This window comes from Ancylobacter koreensis (assembly GCF_023016525.1).
Classification (GTDB): Bacteria; Pseudomonadota; Alphaproteobacteria; order Rhizobiales; family Xanthobacteraceae; genus Ancylobacter; species Ancylobacter koreensis.
Window position 1 is genome coordinate 762,591 of record NZ_JALKCG010000001.1, and the last position, 16,791, is coordinate 779,381.

At 72.1% G+C, this 16,791-nt stretch carries 16 protein-coding genes; 8 read left to right on the plus strand and 8 right to left on the minus strand.

From position 1 onward, the window contains the following. Window positions 1-39 precede the first annotated feature (39 nt). The 8 genes from MWN33_RS03500 (at window position 40) to MWN33_RS03535 (ending at window position 7,483) form a co-directional block, all read left to right on the plus strand. Entirely contained in the window at window positions 40-1,671 is a 1,632-nt protein-coding gene (locus MWN33_RS03500) for a dihydroxyacetone kinase subunit DhaK (RefSeq protein WP_247198806.1), read from the plus strand. 45 nt (window positions 1,672-1,716) lie between these two features. Then, window positions 1,717-2,331: a dihydroxyacetone kinase subunit DhaL gene (gene dhaL / locus MWN33_RS03505; RefSeq protein ID WP_247198808.1), complete on the plus strand. Its 615-nt coding sequence runs from the start codon at window positions 1,717-1,719 to the stop codon at window positions 2,329-2,331. Further along, entirely contained in the window at window positions 2,328-2,738 is a 411-nt protein-coding gene (gene dhaM, locus MWN33_RS03510; protein ID WP_247198809.1) for a dihydroxyacetone kinase phosphoryl donor subunit DhaM, read from the plus strand. Before dhaL ends, dhaM begins: the two co-directional genes overlap by 4 nt. After that, the gene (locus MWN33_RS03515; protein ID WP_247198811.1) at window positions 2,738-3,106 is read left to right on the plus strand and encodes an HPr family phosphocarrier protein; all 369 of its coding nucleotides are present in this window, start codon (window positions 2,738-2,740) and stop codon (window positions 3,104-3,106) included. The genes dhaM and MWN33_RS03515 overlap by 1 nt, the downstream gene beginning before the upstream one ends. Then, window positions 3,090-4,658, plus strand: a complete 1,569-nt coding sequence (locus tag MWN33_RS03520; RefSeq protein WP_247198812.1) for a putative PEP-binding protein — start codon at window positions 3,090-3,092, stop codon at window positions 4,656-4,658. Before MWN33_RS03515 ends, MWN33_RS03520 begins: the two co-directional genes overlap by 17 nt. A gap of 1 nt (window position 4,659) precedes the next feature. Continuing rightward, a complete protein-coding gene (locus tag MWN33_RS03525; protein ID WP_247198814.1) occupies window positions 4,660-5,070 on the plus strand; it encodes a hypothetical protein in 411 nt (136 codons plus the stop codon). Between the two features lie 114 nt (window positions 5,071-5,184). Continuing rightward, window positions 5,185-6,174 (plus strand): dihydroxyacetone kinase subunit DhaK, encoded by a 990-nt coding sequence (locus MWN33_RS03530; RefSeq protein ID WP_247198816.1) that lies wholly within the window; start codon window positions 5,185-5,187, stop codon window positions 6,172-6,174. 70 nt (window positions 6,175-6,244) lie between these two features. Continuing rightward, window positions 6,245-7,483, plus strand: a complete 1,239-nt coding sequence (locus tag MWN33_RS03535; protein ID WP_247198818.1) for a CaiB/BaiF CoA transferase family protein — start codon at window positions 6,245-6,247, stop codon at window positions 7,481-7,483. Window positions 7,484-7,513: 30 nt separating this feature from the next. On the opposite strand, the gene MWN33_RS03540 is transcribed toward MWN33_RS03535, so the two are convergent. From MWN33_RS03540 to MWN33_RS03575, 8 genes are all read right to left on the minus strand, one after another. Continuing rightward, a complete protein-coding gene (locus MWN33_RS03540; RefSeq protein ID WP_247198819.1) occupies window positions 7,514-8,395 on the minus strand; it encodes an efflux RND transporter periplasmic adaptor subunit in 882 nt (293 codons plus the stop codon). A 5-nt stretch (window positions 8,396-8,400) separates the two neighbouring features. Next, complete coding sequence (locus MWN33_RS03545; RefSeq protein WP_343312333.1) at window positions 8,401-8,631, minus strand: DUF1656 domain-containing protein; 231 nt, start codon at window positions 8,629-8,631, stop codon at window positions 8,401-8,403. 2 nt (window positions 8,632-8,633) lie between these two features. Then, window positions 8,634-10,778, minus strand: a complete 2,145-nt coding sequence (locus MWN33_RS03550; RefSeq protein ID WP_247198821.1) for an FUSC family protein — start codon at window positions 10,776-10,778, stop codon at window positions 8,634-8,636. A gap of 208 nt (window positions 10,779-10,986) precedes the next feature. Next, entirely contained in the window at window positions 10,987-11,952 is a 966-nt protein-coding gene (locus tag MWN33_RS03555) for an ABC transporter substrate-binding protein (RefSeq protein WP_247198823.1), read from the minus strand. A 25-nt stretch (window positions 11,953-11,977) separates the two neighbouring features. Then, window positions 11,978-13,015, minus strand: a complete 1,038-nt coding sequence (locus tag MWN33_RS03560; RefSeq protein WP_247198825.1) for an ABC transporter permease — start codon at window positions 13,013-13,015, stop codon at window positions 11,978-11,980. After that, on the minus strand, window positions 13,008-14,576 hold the full coding sequence (locus MWN33_RS03565) for a sugar ABC transporter ATP-binding protein (protein ID WP_247198827.1): 1,569 nt from the start codon (window positions 14,574-14,576) through the stop codon (window positions 13,008-13,010). The genes MWN33_RS03560 and MWN33_RS03565 overlap by 8 nt, the downstream gene beginning before the upstream one ends. Next, a complete protein-coding gene (locus tag MWN33_RS03570; RefSeq protein WP_247198829.1) occupies window positions 14,573-15,724 on the minus strand; it encodes a Gfo/Idh/MocA family protein in 1,152 nt (383 codons plus the stop codon). Before MWN33_RS03570 ends, MWN33_RS03565 begins: the two co-directional genes overlap by 4 nt. After that, window positions 15,721-16,779, minus strand: a complete 1,059-nt coding sequence (locus MWN33_RS03575; protein ID WP_247198830.1) for a sugar phosphate isomerase/epimerase family protein — start codon at window positions 16,777-16,779, stop codon at window positions 15,721-15,723. The genes MWN33_RS03570 and MWN33_RS03575 overlap by 4 nt, the downstream gene beginning before the upstream one ends. Between the last annotated feature and the right edge of the window lie 12 nt (window positions 16,780-16,791).

Below are 16,791 nucleotides of genomic sequence, written 5' to 3' on the forward strand. Positions count from 1 at the left end.
CGGAGCGATCCGGTGGGCCGAACGGATGGGAAGGCAGCCATGAAACATTTCTTCAACCGCCGGGACAGCATCGTCACCGAGGCGCTGGACGGGCTCCTGCGCACGACGCCGCCCGGCCGGCTGGCGCGGCTCGACACCTATCCAGACATCAAGGTCGTGCTGCGCGCGGACTGGGACAAATCGAAGGTCGCCGTGGTCTCCGGCGGCGGCGCCGGGCACGAGCCCTCCCATGCCGGCTTCGTCGGCCGGGGCCTGCTGACCGCCGCCGTCTCCGGCGAGATCTTCGCCTCGCCCAGCGTCGAGGCCGCGCTTACCGCCATCCGCACTGTTACCGGCGAGCCGGGCTGCCTGCTCGTCGTGAAGAACTACACCGGCGACCGGCTGAACTTCGGCCTCGCCGCCGAGCGCGCCCGCGCCGAGGGCTTCAAGGTGGAGATGGTGATCGTCGCCGACGACATCGCCCTGCCGGACATTCCCCAGCCGCGCGGCGTCGCCGGCACGCTCTTCGTCCACAAGATCGCCGGCCACCACGCCGAAGCCGGGGCCGACCTCGCCGCCGTCGCGCAAGCCGCCCGCGCCGCCGCCGCCGACATCGTCTCGCTCGGCGTCTCTCTGTCCTCCTGCTCGATCCCCGGCCAGCCCTTCGAGGCGCGGCTCGGCCCCGACGAGGGTGAGCTCGGCCTCGGCATCCATGGCGAGCCCGGCGTCGAGCGCATCGCCCTGCGCCCGGCCGGCGAGATCGTCGCGCTGATGGCCGAGCGGCTCGGCGCGCGGCTTCAGGAGGGCGCCGATTACGCGCTGCTCGTCAACAATCTCGGCGCCGTGCCGCCGCTGGAGATGAGCCTGATCGCCGAGGCGCTGCTGGCCTCCCCTCTCGGGCGGGATGTGCGGCTCGTCATCGGCCCGGCGGCGCTGATGACCGCGCTCAACATGAACGGCTTCTCGCTCTCCTTCCTGCGCCTCGACGCCGCCCGCGCGGCCGCGCTCACTTCGCCCGCCGAGCCGCTCGCCTGGCGTCCGGCGGCGGCGACGGGCGAGGTCGCCGTCCTGCCGGCGCCTGCCGCGCCCGCCGGCCTCGCCACGACGGCGAGTGCCAACGCCTCGGCGGAAGCGCTGATCCGCGCCGCCTGCGCCACCCTCGCCGGGCTGGAGGAGGAGCTGAACCGGCTCGACGCCCGCGCCGGCGACGGCGACACCGGCTCGACGGTGGCGACAGGCGCGCGTGCCATCGAGGCGCGGCTGGCGCAGATGCCGCTTGCCGACGCCGCCGGCACGCTCAACGCCATCGGCGCCGAGCTCGGCACCGCCATGGGCGGGTCGAGCGGCGTGCTGCTCTCCATCTTCTTCACCGCCGCCGCCAAGGCGTCCGCCGAGGGCGGCGACCTGCCGGCCGCTCTGCAGGCCGGGCTGGACCGGATGATCTTCTATGGCGGAGCGACCCCCGGTGACCGTACCATGGTCGACGCGCTGGCCCCGGCACTGGCCGCGCTCGCTCGCGAGGGCCTCGCCGCCGCCGCCGCTGCGGCGACGGCGGGCGCGGAGGCGACGCAGGCCATGACCAGCGCGCGCGCCGGCCGCGCCGCCTATGTCGGCGCGCGGGATCTGGAAGGTTCGCCCGATCCGGGCGCGGTCGCGGTGGCGCGGCTGTTCGAGGCGCTGGCCGCCCGTTGAGGCGCGGGGAAGGCGGGAGAAAAGCTTGGGCGGGAGGAGAGGACGATGCCGTTCGACGCCGCCGACCTGACCGCGCTGATCGCGCTGTGCCGCGCCGAGATCGACCGGCATGGCGAGCGCCTGTCCTTCCTCGACAGCGCCATCGGCGACGGGGACCATGGCGCGAACATGCGCCGGGGGCTGGAGGCGGTGTATCGCGAGCGCGAGGTCATCGCCGCCCTGCCGCTGCCGGCGGCGCTGGAGCGCATCGGCCTCGTTCTGGTGATGAACATAGGCGGCGCGGCCGGCCCGCTCTACGGCACGCTGATGATGGAGCTGGGGCGCGGCCTGCCGCCCGATGCCGACATGGCCGACTTCGCCACCACGCTCGCCCGCGCGGTCGAGGCGGTGGCCCGGCGCGGGCGCTCCGGCCCCGGCGACAAGACGCTGCTCGACGTGCTCTACCCCGTGCAGGCCGAGGTCGCGGGCCGCGCCGCCCCCGCCCGCATCGCCGAATGCGCGCAGTCGGCGGCCCGCGCCACCGAAATGATGCTGGCGCGGCGCGGCCGGGCGTCCTATCTCGGCGCGCGCTCGGTCGGTCACGAGGACCCCGGCGCGTCGAGCTGCGCCCTGCTCACCGCGACCATCTGCCAGTATCTCAAGGAGCACGCCGCGCCATGACGGCCGTTCCCCCGCCCCGGCCCGCCACTGTGGGCATCGTGATCGTCTCGCACTCGCCGCTGGTGGCGCGGGGCGCGGCCGACATGGTGCGCCAGATGGTGGGCGACGGCGTGCCGCTGGCCTGGACCGGCGGCAATGCGGAAGGCGGGCTCGGCACCCATGTCGCCGGCATTGAGGCGGCGATCGAGGCGGCGTGGTCGGAGGCGGGCGTCGCCGTCTTCGTCGATCTCGGCGGCGCGGAGACCAACAGCGAGATGGCGGTGGAACGGCTCGACCCCGCACGCGCGGCAAAGGTCGCCATCTGCAACGCGCCCATCGTCGAGGGCGCGGTGGTGGCGGCGGCGGAAGCCTCCGGCGGCTCCTCGCTCGCCCGCGTCGTGGCGACGGCGGAAGAGTTGTCGTCCTGATGAGCGAAACCGCCCCCTCCCACGCCTTCACGCGCATCGCCGCCTCCCACCGCTCGCAGGTGGAGGTGGAGGTGACGCACGGCGTCGGCCTGCATGCGCGGCCTTCCGTCGCCTTCACCCGCCTCGCCAAGAGCTTCCCCTGCACCGTCGAGGTGGCGGTGGACGGCTCGGGCGAGTGGCTGAACGGCAAGAGCATCGTGAAGATCATCGGCGCCCGCATAAGGCGCGGCACAAGGCTGCGCATCCGCGCCGAGGGCGCGCGCGCCGAGGAGGCCGTTGCCGCGCTGAGCGAGCTGGTGCGCCGCGATTTCGACGAGGACCGCCGGCACGGCCGGGCGGACGGGCGCGCCGATGGCCGCCCCGCGTGACCTTCCCGGCCGCCCGGCGGCGCCCGGCCGCGCCATCGGCCCCGCCTTCCGCGCCGAGGAGCGCCCCGTCCCGGCGCCCGGCGCGCCGGGCGAGGGCGACGCCCGCGCCGCGCTGGAGGCGGCGGTGGCGCTTGCCGTGGCCGAGCTGGGCGAACTCGCCGCCCGTTCGGACGCCGAGAGCGCCGGCATACTCGACTTCCAGATCGAACTGCTGCTCGACGGCGAGCTGACGGCGCCCGCCTTCGCCCGGATCGAACGCGGCGAGGCGGCGGCGCTGGCCTGGGCCGGGGCGATGGGCGCCCATATCGACACGCTCGCCACCGACGGCGACGCCTTCGCCTTGCGCGCCGCCGACCTCGCGGACCTCAGGAGCCGCGTGCTGGACGCGTTGGCCGGGCGCACGCGCGCCGACTTTCCCGACGGCGCGGTCTATGTGGGGCGGGACATGCCGCCCAGCGTTTTCCTCGCGCATGACTGGTCGAAGGGCGGGGCGGTCGCGCTTGCCGCCGGCAGCCCGGCGAGCCATGTCGCGATCCTGGCGCGGGCGAGGGGCGTGCCGATGGTGGTCGGGCTCGGCGGGCTGTCGGTCGGCAACGGCGACAGGCTGCTCGTCGACGGCACGCAGGGCGTGGTGCGGCTGCACCCGGAAGAGCGCCTCGACGCCCCGCCGCCCGACCTCGCCGTGCGCGCGCCGGCCGCCCTTCTCGGAGGGCAGGCGGGCGGGGCGCGGCTCTTCGCCAATATCGACACGCTGGCCGATCTCGACGCGCTCGACCCGGCGAGCGTCGCCGGCATCGGGCTGGTGCGCACCGAGTTCCTGCTGGCGGAGGCCGCCGAGGCGCTGGACGAGGAACGCCATCTCGCCGCCTACCGCCGCATCGTCGAACGGATGGACGGGCGGCCGGTGACGCTGCGCATGCTCGATCTCGGCGGCGACAAGGCGCTGCCCGGCCTCGTCGCGGGCGATCCCGGCTCGGTGCTCGGCGCGCGCGGCGTGCGCTTCCTGCTCGCCCATCCCGATCTCGCGCGGCTGCAGGCGCGCGCGCTCATCCGCGCCGCCGCGCTGGGGCCGGTGAGCGTGCTGCTGCCCATGGTGACGCTGCCGCAGGAACTCTCCGCCATGGCGGCGCTGTTCGACGAGGAGGCCGCCCGCCTCGCCCGGCAGGGCGTGCCGGGGCGGCGCCCGCCGCTCGGCATCATGGTGGAGGTGCCCGCGGCCGCGCTGACGCTTGACCTGTTCGCGGAGGCCGCCTTTTTTTCCGTGGGCACCAACGATCTGGTGCAGTATCTCGCGGCAGCGGCGCGCGACAATCCGGCGGTCGCCCATCTCCACGCGGGAGCGGAGGCCGCCATGTTCCGGCTGCTCGACACGATCGCCACCGCCGCCCGCGCCGCCGGCCGGCCGGTGTCGGTCTGCGGCGACCTCGCCGGCGATCCGGCCGCCGTCGGACGCCTCGTCGCGCTCGGCCTGCGCGAGCTTTCCCTCGCCCCCTCGCGGCTCGGTGCCGTGCGCGCGGCGCTCCAAGGGCTCACCGGCGGGGCGCCGGGCTGAGATGGCGCGCGAGCCCAGCGACGAGGCGGTGATCGCCTACAAGACGATCCTCGCGGGCCTGCTCGACAACCGGCCCTCCGGCACGCGCCAGCGGCTGGCGGCCGCGCTCGGCAAGCACCGCAGCTTCGTCACCCAGGTGACGAGCCCGACCTACGACACGCCGCTGCCCGCGCGCCACCTGCCGACCATCTTCCGGGTCTGCCATTTCAGCCCGGCCGAGCAGGAGCGCTTCCTCGCCGCCTATGAGGCCGCCCATCCCGGACGGTTGCCCGAGAGCGGCGGAGGGGAGAAGCTGCGCACGCTTTCCATCATGGCGCCGGACCTCGGCGACGAGAAGAAGAACCGCATGTTCGACGACGCCGTCGCGGAGTTCGTCCGCAGCATGGCGTCCCTGCTCAACGGAGGCGACTGATGCCCGCAACGACGCCAGGAATGACGCCAAGAATGACGCGAGGAATGACGCCCTGCCGCGAACGCTCCTTCCACGCCCATCGCCCGGGCGGCTGAGGCGGACGGACCGGAGCGGATGAAGCGGATCATGAACGCGCCCGGCACGCTGGTGGCCGAGAGCCTCGCCGGCTTCGTGGCCGCGCATGAGGATCTCGTCGCCTTCGGCGGCGAGGGCCGTTTCGTGCGCCGGCGCGCGCTCGTGCCCGGCAAGGTCGCGCTGATCTCCGGCGGCGGGGCGGGGCACGAGCCGCTGCATTGCGGCTTCATCGGGCAGGGCATGCTGGACGCCGCCTGCACCGGCCATGTCTTCACCTCGCCGACCCCCGACCAGATCCTCGCCGCGATGGACGAGACCGACACCGGCGCCGGCTGCCTGCTGGTGGTGAAGAACTACGACGGCGACGTGATGAATTTCGAGATGGCCGCCGAGATGGCGGCCGGCCGCCACCGCGTCGAGATGGTGGTGGTGGAGGACGACGCCGCCTCCGGCCCTTCAGTGCGCAGCCGCGGCCGGCGCGGTGTCGCGGGCACGGTGGTGGTGGAGAAGATACTCGGCGCGGCGGCCGAGCGCGGGGACGATCTGTCTTCGCTCAAGGCGCTCGGCGAGGGGCTGTCGGGCCGGATGCGCTCCATGGGCGTCGCGCTGCGCGGCGTCACCGTGCCGGACAATGCCCGCGAGACCTTCGCCCTCGGCCCGGAGGAGATGGAGATCGGCGTCGGCATCCATGGCGAGCCGGGCCTCTACCGCGCCCGCATGGCCGGCGCCGACGAGATCGTGCGGCTGATCTGCGAGCCGATCCTCGACCAGCTCGGTCCGCTCGCGAGCGCCCGGCCGCTGCTCATCGTCAACGGCTTCGGCGGCACGCCGCCCATCGAGCTGCACCTCGCCTATGGCCTCGCGCGGCGCTATCTCGCCGGACGCGGCGTCGCCCCGGCCCGCTCGCTGGTCGGCACCTTCGTCACCTCGCTGGACATGGCCGGCCTGTCGGTGACGCTCGCCTTGCTGAGCGAGGCGGAGTTCGCCCTGTGGTGCGCGCCGGTGGCGACGCCGGTGCTCGCGTGGTGAGGTGAAACAACGCGGGTGAGGGTGTAGAAGGCTCCCGCCTCCCCACCTCCGCACCTGCCGCGAGACGTCCATGACCGAGCCTTCCGCGAGCCCTTCCCCGGCGCAGGCGCTGTCCGGCCTCCGCGTGCTCGACCTTTCCCGCGTGCTCGCCGGCCCCTGGGCGACGCAGACGCTGGGCGATCTCGGCGCCGAGGTGATCAAGGTCGAGAAGCCCGGCGCGGGCGACGACACGCGCGGCTGGGGACCGCCCTGGCTGAAGGACGGCACGGGAAACGACACGCGCGAGAGCGCCTATTTCCTCACCGCCAACCGCAACAAGCGCTCCGTCACCATCGACATGGCGACGACGGAAGGGCAGGGGCTGATCCGCCGGCTGGCGGCGACCAGCGACGTGCTGGTGGAGAACTTCAAGGTCGGGGGGCTGGAGCGCTACGGCCTCGATTATGCGAGCCTTTCCGCGCTCAATCCGCGCCTCGTCTATTGCTCGATCACCGGCTTCGGGCAGGACGGCCCGGAGGCGCAGCGCGCCGGCTACGACTTCATGATCCAGGGCATGTCCGGGCTGATGTCGGTGACGGGAAGCCCGGACACCGAGCCGCAGAAGGTCGGCGTGGCGCTCGTCGACGTGCTTACCGGGCTGAACGCGGCCATCGCTGTGCTGGCGGCGCTGGAGCAGCGCCACCGCACCGGGCGCGGCCAGCACATCGACCTCGCCCTGTTCGACGTCGCCATGGCGAGCCTCGCCAACCAGGCGCTTAACTTCCTCGTCGGCGGCACCGCGCCGCGCCGGCTCGGGAACGCCCATCCCAACATCGTGCCCTATCAGGCCTTCGCGACGGCGGATGGCCATCTCATCCTCGCGGTCGGCAACGACGCGCAGTTCGCCCGCTTCTGCCGCCTCGCCGATCTCGCGGAGCTGGCCGCCGACCCGCGCTTTTCCACCAATCGCGAGCGGGTGGCCAACCGGGCAATGTTGCTGCCGGCGATCGAGGCGGCGCTGAAGCGGCAGGCCACGGGCGAATGGCTCGCCATGCTGGACGCCGCCGGGATTCCCGCCGGACCGATCAACACCATCGCGCAGGCCTTCGCCGAGCCGCAGGCGCTCGCGCGCGGGCTGGCTATGAGCCTTCCCCATGCCAGCGGGGGTGCGGCGCCGGGTGTGCGCAGCCCGCTGCGGCTGGGGGATTCGCCCATCGGCGCGCCGCTCGCCCCCCCGCTGCTCGGCCAGCACACCGACGAGGTGCTGGCGCAGGTGCTGGGCCTAGGCGCCGAGGAGCGCGCCGCCTTGCGCGCCGCCGGCGTGATCTGAGCCGCGTGCCGGAGCCGCCGGCGCCGCGCGTCAGTGCTCCGCCTGCGGATGCACCACCACCGTCGCCGACATGCCCGCCGACAGCAGGAGATCGTCCGGCAGGTTCTTCAGCGCGATGCGCACCGGGATGCGCTGGGCGAGGCGGATCCACTCGAAATTGGGGTCGACCGTGGCGAGCAGCCGGCCGCTGCCGTCGGTGATGTTGGCGATGGCGCGGCTCAGGCCCTGCACCGTGCCCTCCAGCACCCGCCCGCCCGCCATCAGCCGCACCTCGGCCGGGTCGCCGATGCGGATGGCCGGCAGCTTGGTCTCCATGAAATAGGCGTAGATGTAGAAGGAATCGCGGTCGACCACCGCCATCACGCCATTGCCCGTGGTTGCATAGTCGCCGACCGTCGCGGTGAGGTTGGTGACGTAGCCGTTGACCGGCGCGCGCACCGTGCTGCGCTCCAGGTTGAGCTTCGCCGTGCCGAGCTGTGCCTGCGCGAGCTGCAGCGCGGCGCCGGCCTCGTTGGCCCGCGTGCGCGAGGTCTCGACGGCCACGGCGGTGATGGCGCTGGAATCCTCCGCCAGCACGCGGGCGTCGCGGTCGGCGTCGTCCTGCGCCAGCTTGAGCGCGCTCTGGGACTGCACAACGCTGGCCTGCGCCTGTTCCAGCGCGAGGGTGAAGCGCTTCTGGTCGATGACGAACAGCACGTCGCCTTTGTTCACCATCTGGTTGTCAACGACGTTGATCGAATCGACGAGGCCCGACACGTCGGGCGCCACCTCGACCACATTGGCCTGCACCTGCGCGTCCCGCGTCCATGGCGCGAGCGTGTAAAACTGCCACAGCCACCAGCCGGCGGCGATGGCCGCGACGACGGCGACGAGGGTGACGAGGTAGCGCAGGGCCGGCCGGAGTGCGTGCATCGTTCCTACATTCCCACGCGGTTGCCGAGGATGACCAGCCCGCCGAGGCTCAGCACATAGAGGGCGAGGTTGAACAGGGAGCGGTGCCAGACATAGCGGTAAAGACCGAACGCTCCCAAGGCCCAGCGCGCCAGCGCGTAGGGCAGCAGCGCCACCCCCGCCCAGAGCAGCATGGGCGGCAGATAGAAGCCGAGGACATTGACGGTGTGCAGTATGGCGAGGTTCGGCTCGTTCACGCTCAGCCCTCCGCGAAGCTGCGCAGCAGATAGGGGCGGTCTATGTCGAAACGGTCGGCGATGAAGCGCAGCGAGGCCCCCGCGCGCAGCACCGCGCGCGCTTCCTCGCCCGGCGCCGAAGGCATCTGCGCAGCGAGCGCCGCGCGGGCTTCGGCGACCAGCGCCTCCGCCTCGGCGACGCGGGCCGGGCGGTCGGCGCGGCTCGCCGCCAGCCTTTCCAGCGCGCCGGCGAAGGCTCCCAGAAAGCCGGCGAGCGTGTGCGCGGTCTCGGGTGGCGTCGCGCGGTCGGCGGCGACGCCGATCAGCCGGCCGAGCTCCACCGCGCAGGAGGAGGTGCCGAGCGTGCCGCGGAAGAAGTCCTCGTCGCGCAGGCGGTCGAGCGAGAGGCGCGGCAGCAGGCCGGCCAGCATGGTCACGATCTCGCCGGCGGCGCGGCGGGGCTGGACTTTTCCGCGCGCGACCGCCGGCAGCAGCTCGCCGATGGCGCGCTGCCAGCACTGGCCGCGCCGGGCGCGCGAATTCACCGGCATCGCCGCCAGCAAAGCGAGGCAGACCACCATGCCGAGCAGCAAGGCCAGCGCGTTGTTGAAGAAGGCGAGCTCGTCCGGCGTGAAGACGTTGCCGGTGCCGGCCTGCGAGATGGTAAAGCCGCCGAGCGCGATGCCGCCCCAGGCCCGGCTCGGCGTGCCGGCCATCAGCCCGGCCGGCAGCAGGACCAGCATCAGCGCGGCGGCGAGCGCCTCGAAGCCTTCGAGCGCGGGTAGCACCAGCACCATGAGGGCATAGGCCGCCGCGATGCCCGCCATCGACCAGACGAGGAAGGTGCGGGCGGCGGGGATCGGGTTGTCCTGGTTGACCGCGAAGAACAGCATGATCGCCCCGCCCGCCACGAAGCTGAAGCCCGAGGACCAGGCGGTGGCCATCCAGATCGCGCTGAGCGTGACGATGGCGAGGGCGGCGCGCAGCGCGATCAGCAGCGCCTCGCCGCGGCCCTCGGCCGGCATCGCGGCCCGCCGCGCGGCGGGCGCGCGGGCGTCGCGGCGCAGGCTCGCGGCCTCGGTGACGACGACCATGGAGAGGCCGTGCAGCAGGTCGCCGGCGCGGCGCATGATCAGCACCCCGTTGGCGAGCGGCTCGAAGGGCGCCTGCCCGGCCATGGCCTCCAGCTCGCCCGCCGTGGCGGCGATCTGCGCGCGCGCGGCCAGCAGTTCGCGGCGTGTATGGTGCGGGTCCGACAGGGCGGCTGGATCGGCGGCGATGGCCTCCAGCCGGGCGACGGCGCCGTCCAGTGCGGGGCGCATGCGCTCCAGCACGGCCTGGCCGTCCTTCTGGAAGGCATCGAGGCGGAAATAGACGCCGCGCGCCACGGCGAGCACCACGAGGAATTCGCGTACCGAGCGGGCGAGCGCCGGGCCGTTGGCCCGCATCTCCGGCGCCTCGAACAGCGCGTAGGAGCGCAGCGCGTCGAAGGAGACGACCCCCGCCACCATGCGCTGGCGCAGCGCGGCGAACACCGCCGGCGGCTCGGACAGCCGCATCGCCGTCGCCACATAGCGGGCGAGGCCGGAAAAGGTGCCGGCCAGCCCCTCGCGCAGCGCGTCGCCGGCATAGCGCGGCACGACGATGGTGCTGGCGGCGGTGATGCAGGCGATGCCGATCAGGATCTCGCCCGTGCGGTCGGCCGCGACGGTCCAGGCGTTGAGCGGGTCGAGCGACCCCTCATAGGCGACCAGCAGCATCGTGTAGCCGGCCAGCATCACCGCGTAGGCGGCATAGTTGCGCAGCCGCGCGCCGACATAGAAGCAGGTGCCGATGGCGAGCGCGGTGACGCCGACCATCAGCTCCGCCGCCTGCGAGAACAGCGCGACGATGACGAGCCCGGCGAGGCCGCCGGCGAGTGTTCCCAGCGTGCGCCAGGCGCCCTTGGCGACGGCGGCGCCGACGGTGGGCTGGGCCAGCAGATAGACGGTCAGCGTCGCCCATTGCGGGTCGCTGAGCTCCATCCAGTAGGCGATGGCGAGTGCGGCGAGCGCGGCGGCGGCGGTGCGCAGCGCGAAGACGACATTGCGCCAGCCGAGATCGACCGGCGAGGAGGGAAACCACGGGCCGGCCCGGGTCTCCTCGGCGGGCGGGCGCGGCGCGCTCACCGCCTCCGTCCGAACCGTCGTCCGGGATACGCCCATCGCCCTCTCGTCTCCCGGCACCTCGCCGTCCGCGTGCCGATGATGGAGAGGCGGCTCGCGCTTGGCAACGCGGCGCGATGCCCGCCGGTAGGGATTGCCGGCAAGCTCTGCCGGGATGTCCGGCGCCGGGGTGTGTCCCGGCGCCGGACAAGGCGGTGTTGGCGCGGAACGATCAGAACGGGCTGTCGGGGAAGTAGAACTGCGCCGCGTTCTCCGCGGTGATCAGCGTCGAGCCGATGATGAAGCGGCCATAGACCGGCGTGTTGGAGACGAACTTCAGCGCGGTGACCTCGATGGCGGTGGAGATCTGCGCCGGCGTGTAGGACACGTCGACCGGGATCTGCGGGTCCTTGTCCATTACGCGCTTGATGATCTCCTTCATGCCGGCGCCGCCGACGATCCACATCTCCTTCTGGCGGCCGGCCTGCGAGATGGCCTCCATCACGCCGATCGCCATGTCGTCGTCGGCCGCCCACACCGCGTCGATCTTCTTGTGCTTGGACAGGTAGTCCTGCATCACCGAGAAGGCCTTGTCGCGGTTCCAGTTGCCGTGCTGCATGTCGAGGATCTCGATGCCCGAGCCCTCGATGGCGGCCTTGAAGGCGTCGACCCGCTCATTGTCGAGCGTGGTCGGGATGCCGCGCAGCACGACGATCTTGGCGCCGGGCTTGAGGTTGGCCTTGAAGTATTCGCCCGAGACGCGGCCGAAGGCGATGTTGTCGCCGGCGACATAGAGGTCCTCGATGCCGGGCTGCGAGAGGCCGCGGTCGACCACCGTCACCCATTTGCCGGCGTCCTTCACCGCCTTCACCGGGCTGGTGAGCGGCTCGGATTCGAAGGGCAGTACGACGAGCGCGTCGATGTTGCGGGTCGCCACCATGTCCTCGATGTCGTTGACCTGCTTGCCGACCGCGCCGGCGGTGGCGAGCACGAATTCGAGGTTGGGATAGGTGGCCTTCAGCCGCTTGATGGTCTCCTGCGCGTGCCAGTTCAGCCCGCCCATGAAGCCGTGCGTGGCGGAGGGGATCGAGACGCCGATCACCGCCTTCTTGCCCTGCGCCATGGCCGGTACCGAGACGCCGGCCGCAGCGGTGGCGGCGCCGATGGCGGCGGTGGTGAGGAATGTCCTGCGTTCCATAGTGTTTCCTCCCGTTGCTCCGCTCTCAGGCGGATGATGATTTGCCGCGCTGGAGAACCACCGCGAGCACGATGATGACGCCCTGGATCGTCCCGTTGAGATAGGGGGAGACGAGGTCCGCCAGAATGAGGATGTTGTCGATCAGGCTGAGGATCAGCACGCCGATCACCGTGCCCCAGACGCGGCCGTAGCCGCCCTTGAGCGCGGTGCCGCCGATGATGACGGCGGCGATGGCCTCCAACTCCCACAGCATGCCGGTGGAGCCCGAGGCCGAGCCGAGGCGCGGCACGTACATGATGGTGGCAAGGCCGACCAGCAGGCCGAGCAGCACATAGGTCATGAGCCTGATGCGCTCGACATTCACCGCTGAGTAGAGCGCCACCTTGTCGTTGGAGCCGATGGCCTCGCAATAGCGCCCGAAGCGGGTGTGCCGCATGGCGATCTGCCCGGCGACGGCGACGATGGCGAAGACGATGATCGGCCAGGAGATGCCGAACAGGCCGGAATAGAACACCGGCCGGTAGAGTTGCCGGACGCCGAAGTCGAGGCTGATCGTGCCGCCGTCGGCCAGCCACGTCACCAGCGAGCGGAAGATGCCCATGGTGCCGAGCGTGACGATGAAGGGCTCGATGCGCGCCTTGGTCACCAGCAACCCGTTGCCGAGCCCGGCGAGGAACCCCGCCCCGAGCGCGATGGCCATGCCGGCGAGGATGAGCGGCACGCCGACGCCCATGGAGGGCAGCAGCGCGTTCATGGCGAGGATCATCACCCCGGCGATGAAGGCGGCCATGGAGCCGACGGAGAGGTCGAGCCCGCCCGAGGTGATGACGAAGGTCATGCCCACCGCGATCATGCCGATGAAGGCCGAGCGCGCCAGCACGTTGGTGATGTTGCCGGCGGAGAGGAAATTGTCGTTGAGATAGGCGCCGAGCGCGACGAGCAGGATCAGCGCCAGCAACGGGCCAAGCGCGGAAAGGCCCGGCAGTCGCAGGCGGGAGGCGGGGCCGCCGGGGGCCGCGCCGGCGGGGAGCGCTCCGGCGGGGCGCTGCGTGGTATCAGACATGAGGGGCGCTCCCGTGGGCATTGCTGTGTCCGGCCCCCTGCGTGCCGGCCATCAGCGTGCCGGTTTCCTGCGTCCCCATCACGAGCCGCACCACGTCGGTCTCGGTGACGCGGGCGCCGTCGAGCTCGCCGGCAAGGCGGCCATGGCGCATCACCAGAACCCGGTCGGACAGGCCGAGGATTTCCGGCATGTCGGAGGAGATGACGATGACGCTGCGCCCCTCGGCGGCCAGCGCGTCGATGAAGGCGTAGATCTGGCTCTTGGTGCCGACGTCGATGCCGCGCGTCGGTTCGTCGATGATGACGATCTGCGGGTCGCCCAGCATGGTCTTGGCCAGCAGCAGCTTCTGCTGGTTGCCGCCCGAGAGGTTGCCGACCCGCATGTCGCGGCGCGGGGCCCGGATGTCGAAATCGGCGATGGCCTGCGTCAGCGCCGCTTCTTCCTTCTCGCGCGAGATGAAGGGGCTGCCGAAGCGCGGCAGGGTCGAGAGGGTGAGGTTCTCGGTGAGGCTCTTGTCGAGCAAGAGGCCGCGTTCCTTGCGGTCCTCGGTGAGGTAGGCCATGCCGTGGCCGGCCGCCTGCTCGACCGAGCCGATATGGACGGGCACGCCGTGGCAGTGGATCTCGCCCGAGGAGGGGCGCAGCCCGACCAGCCCTTCGGCCAGCTCCGTGCGGCCCGAGCCGACGAGGCCGGAAATGCCCAGCACCTCGCCGCGCCGCAGCGTGAAGGAGACGTCGCGCACCAGCGGCGGCACGGAAAGGCCGCGCACCTCCAGCACCACCTCGCCGGCATGGTGGCGCTTGGGCGGGTAGATGTCCTGCAGGTCGCGCCCGACCATGGCGGTCGCCATGCCGTCCTCGGTCAGTTCGCCGCGCAACGCCCGGCGCACCACGGCGCCGTCGCGCAGCACGGTGATGCGGTCGGCGAGGTGGGTGACTTCCTCCAGCCGGTGCGAGGTGTAGAGCAGGGCGACGCCCTGCGCGCGCAGCCGCTCGATCTGGCGGAACAGCACCTCCACTTCCTTGTGCGTGAGCACGGCAGAGGGCTCGTCCATGATCAGCACCCGCGCCTTGCGCGAGAGGGCCTTGGCGATCTCCACCATCTGCCGGTCGGAGACGGGCAGGTCGCGGATGCGCGCTTCCGGGCGGATCGGGCTGTCCAGCTCGTCGAGCAGCGCCTGCGCGCCTGCCCGCATTGCCCGGTGATCGAGGAAGACGCGGCCCAGCTCGCGCCCGAGCCAGATGTTCTCGGCGACGGTGAGGTCGGGGGCGAGGTTGAATTCCTGGTGGATGACGACGACGCCCGCCGCCTCGGCCGCCGGGCCGCTGGCGAAGGGGGCGCGCGCGCCGTCGACCCGCACCTCGCCGGAGGAGGGCGGCAGGAAGCCGCCGAGGATCTTCATGATGGTCGACTTGCCGGCGCCGTTCTCGCCGATCAGCGCATGCACCTCGCCGGCACGCAGCGCGAAGTCGACGCCGTGCAGCACCTCGATCGGGCCGAAGCTGCGGCGCACATCCACCAGCTCCAGCACCGGGGCGGCGCGCGCGGCGTCCGCCCTCACAGCTTCACCCAGGCGGCGTCACGGCGCGAGGACTGCACGCAGGCCTCGACGAAGCGCATGCCGGCGAGACCGTCCGCCAGCGTCGGGAAGATCACTCCCGCCGGCGCCTTCTCGCCCGCCTGATGGGCGCGGATGGCGCGGGCGGCCTCGGCATAGATGTTGGCGAAGCCTTCCAGATAGCCCTCGGGGTGGCCGGGCGGGATGCGCGAGACGCGGCCCGCCTCCGGCCCCGCGCCCGCGCCGTTGCGGGTGATGCGGCGCCTCGGCTCGCCGAAGGGGGCGTGCCAGAGATAGTTCGGGTCTTCCTGCGCCCATTCCAGCCCGCCCTTCTCGCCATAGACGCGCAGGCGCAGCCCGTTCTCGTTGCCGGGCGCCACCTGGCTCGCCCACAGCATGCCCTTCGCCCCGCCCTCGAAGCGCAGCAGCACATGGGCGTTGTCGTCGAGCGCGCGGCCCGGCACGAAGACCGAGAGGTCGGCGGCGAGCGCCTGCGGTGTCAGGCCGGAGACGAAGCAGGCGAGGTTGTAGGCATGGGTGCCGATGTCGCCGGTCGCGCCGCCCGCGCCGGAGCGCTCGGGGTCGGTGCGCCATTCCGCCTGCTTGGAGCCGGATTTCTCCGCCGCCTCGGTCAGCCAGTCCTGCACATATTCCACCTGCACCAGCCGGATGCGGCCGAGCGCGCCCGCCTCCACCATGGCGCGGGCCTGCCGGATCATCGGGTAGCCGGTGTAGTTGTGGGTGAGCACGAACAGCGCGTCCGCCTTTTCGGCGGCCTTGGCGAGCTGCTTGGCCTGCGCCATCGTCGCGGTCAGCGGCTTGTCGCAGATGACGTGGATGCCGCGCTTGAGGAAGGCGATGGCGGGAGCGGCGTGCATGTGGTTGGGCGTCACGATGGCGACCGCCTCGATGCCGTCCTTGCGGCGCGCCTCGGCCTTCGCCATCGCCTCGAAGTCGTCATAGGAGCGGGCGAGGCCGAGCGCCTGCGCCGACTCCCGCGACTTCTCCGGCGTCGAGGACAGCGCGCCGGCGACGAGGGTGAAGTCGCCGTCGAGCCGGGCGGCGATGCGGTGCACGGCGCCGATGAAGGCGCCCGCCCCGCCGCCCACCATGCCGAGCCGCAGCGGCCGGTTCGGAACGGGGGCGCTCATCGGTCAAGCCCCAGCAAGGCGCGGTTGGCGTCGCGGTCTGTGGCGCCGGCGGCGAAATCGTCGAACGCCTTCTCGGTGACGCGGATGATGTGGCTCTTCACGAAGGCCGCGCCCTCGCGCGCGCCGTCCTCGGGGTGCTTGAGGCAGCATTCCCACTCGACCACCGCCCAGCCGTCGAAATCCATCGCGGCGAATTTCGAGAAGATGGCGCCGAAATCGACCTGCCCGTCGCCCGGGCTGCGGAAGCGCCCGGCGCGCTTCAGCCAGGGCTGGTAGCCGCCATAGACGCCCTTGCGGCCGGTCGGGTTGAACTCGGCGTCCTTGACGTGGAACATGCCGATGCGCTCGGCATAGATGTCGAGATGGTCGAGATAGTCGAGCTGCTGCAGCACGTAGTGCGAGGGGTCGTAGAGCATCTTGGCGCGGGGATAGTTGTCCACCCGCTCCAGAAACATCTCGAAGGTGTCTCCGTCGTGCAGATCCTCGCCCGGATGGATCTCGAAGCACAGATCGACGCCGCATTCATCCGCGTAATCGAGCAGCGGGCGCCAGCGGCGGGCAAGCTCGTCGAACGCCTCCTCCACCAGCCCGGCCGGGCGCTGCGGCCACGGGTAGACATAGGGCCAGGCCAGCGCGCCGGAGAAGGTGACCATGGCGGTGAGGCCGAGATGCTTGGAGGCGGTGAGCGCCTTCTTCATCTGGTCGACCGCCCATTCCTGCCGCGCCTTCGGGTTGCCGCGCACCTGCGGCGCCGCGAAGCCGTCGAACATGGCGTCATAGGCGGGATGCACGGCGATGAGCTGGCCCTGCAGATGGGTCGACAGCTCGGTGACGACGACGCCGTTCTCCGAGGCCTTGCCCGCCCAGTCGGCGCACCAGTCGCGCGAGGCGGCGGCCTGGTCGAGGTCGAGGATGCGCGGGTCGTTGGTCGGCACCTGCACGCCCTCATAGCCGCATTCGGCGGCCCAGCGCGTGATGTTGTGCCAGCTGTCGAAAGGCGCGTCGGCGCCGATGAACTGGGCCAGAAACAGGCCCGGCCCCTTGATGGTCCGCATGTTTTCCTCCCG

Bases quoted from the DNA above. Each gene is read 5' to 3' on its own strand.
- MWN33_RS03570 (WP_247198829.1), bottom strand. From the start codon at position 15,724: ATGAGCGCCCCCGTTCCGAACCGGCCGCTGCGGCTCGGCATGGTGGGC.
- MWN33_RS03515 (WP_247198811.1), top strand. From the start codon at position 2,738: ATGAGCGAAACCGCCCCCTCCCACGCCTTCACGCGCATCGCCGCCTCC.
- MWN33_RS03535 (WP_247198818.1), top strand. From the start codon at position 6,245: ATGACCGAGCCTTCCGCGAGCCCTTCCCCGGCGCAGGCGCTGTCCGGC.
- MWN33_RS03500 (WP_247198806.1), top strand. From the start codon at position 40: ATGAAACATTTCTTCAACCGCCGGGACAGCATCGTCACCGAGGCGCTG.
- MWN33_RS03560 (WP_247198825.1), bottom strand. From the start codon at position 13,015: ATGTCTGATACCACGCAGCGCCCCGCCGGAGCGCTCCCCGCCGGCGCG.
- MWN33_RS03520 (WP_247198812.1), top strand. From the start codon at position 3,090: ATGGCCGCCCCGCGTGACCTTCCCGGCCGCCCGGCGGCGCCCGGCCGC.
- dhaM (WP_247198809.1), top strand. From the start codon at position 2,328: ATGACGGCCGTTCCCCCGCCCCGGCCCGCCACTGTGGGCATCGTGATC.
- MWN33_RS03530 (WP_247198816.1), top strand. From the start codon at position 5,185: ATGAAGCGGATCATGAACGCGCCCGGCACGCTGGTGGCCGAGAGCCTC.
- MWN33_RS03575 (WP_247198830.1), bottom strand. From the start codon at position 16,779: ATGCGGACCATCAAGGGGCCGGGCCTGTTTCTGGCCCAGTTCATCGGC.
- MWN33_RS03555 (WP_247198823.1), bottom strand. From the start codon at position 11,952: ATGGAACGCAGGACATTCCTCACCACCGCCGCCATCGGCGCCGCCACC.
- MWN33_RS03525 (WP_247198814.1), top strand. From the start codon at position 4,660: ATGGCGCGCGAGCCCAGCGACGAGGCGGTGATCGCCTACAAGACGATC.
- MWN33_RS03540 (WP_247198819.1), bottom strand. From the start codon at position 8,395: ATGCACGCACTCCGGCCGGCCCTGCGCTACCTCGTCACCCTCGTCGCC.
- dhaL (WP_247198808.1), top strand. From the start codon at position 1,717: ATGCCGTTCGACGCCGCCGACCTGACCGCGCTGATCGCGCTGTGCCGC.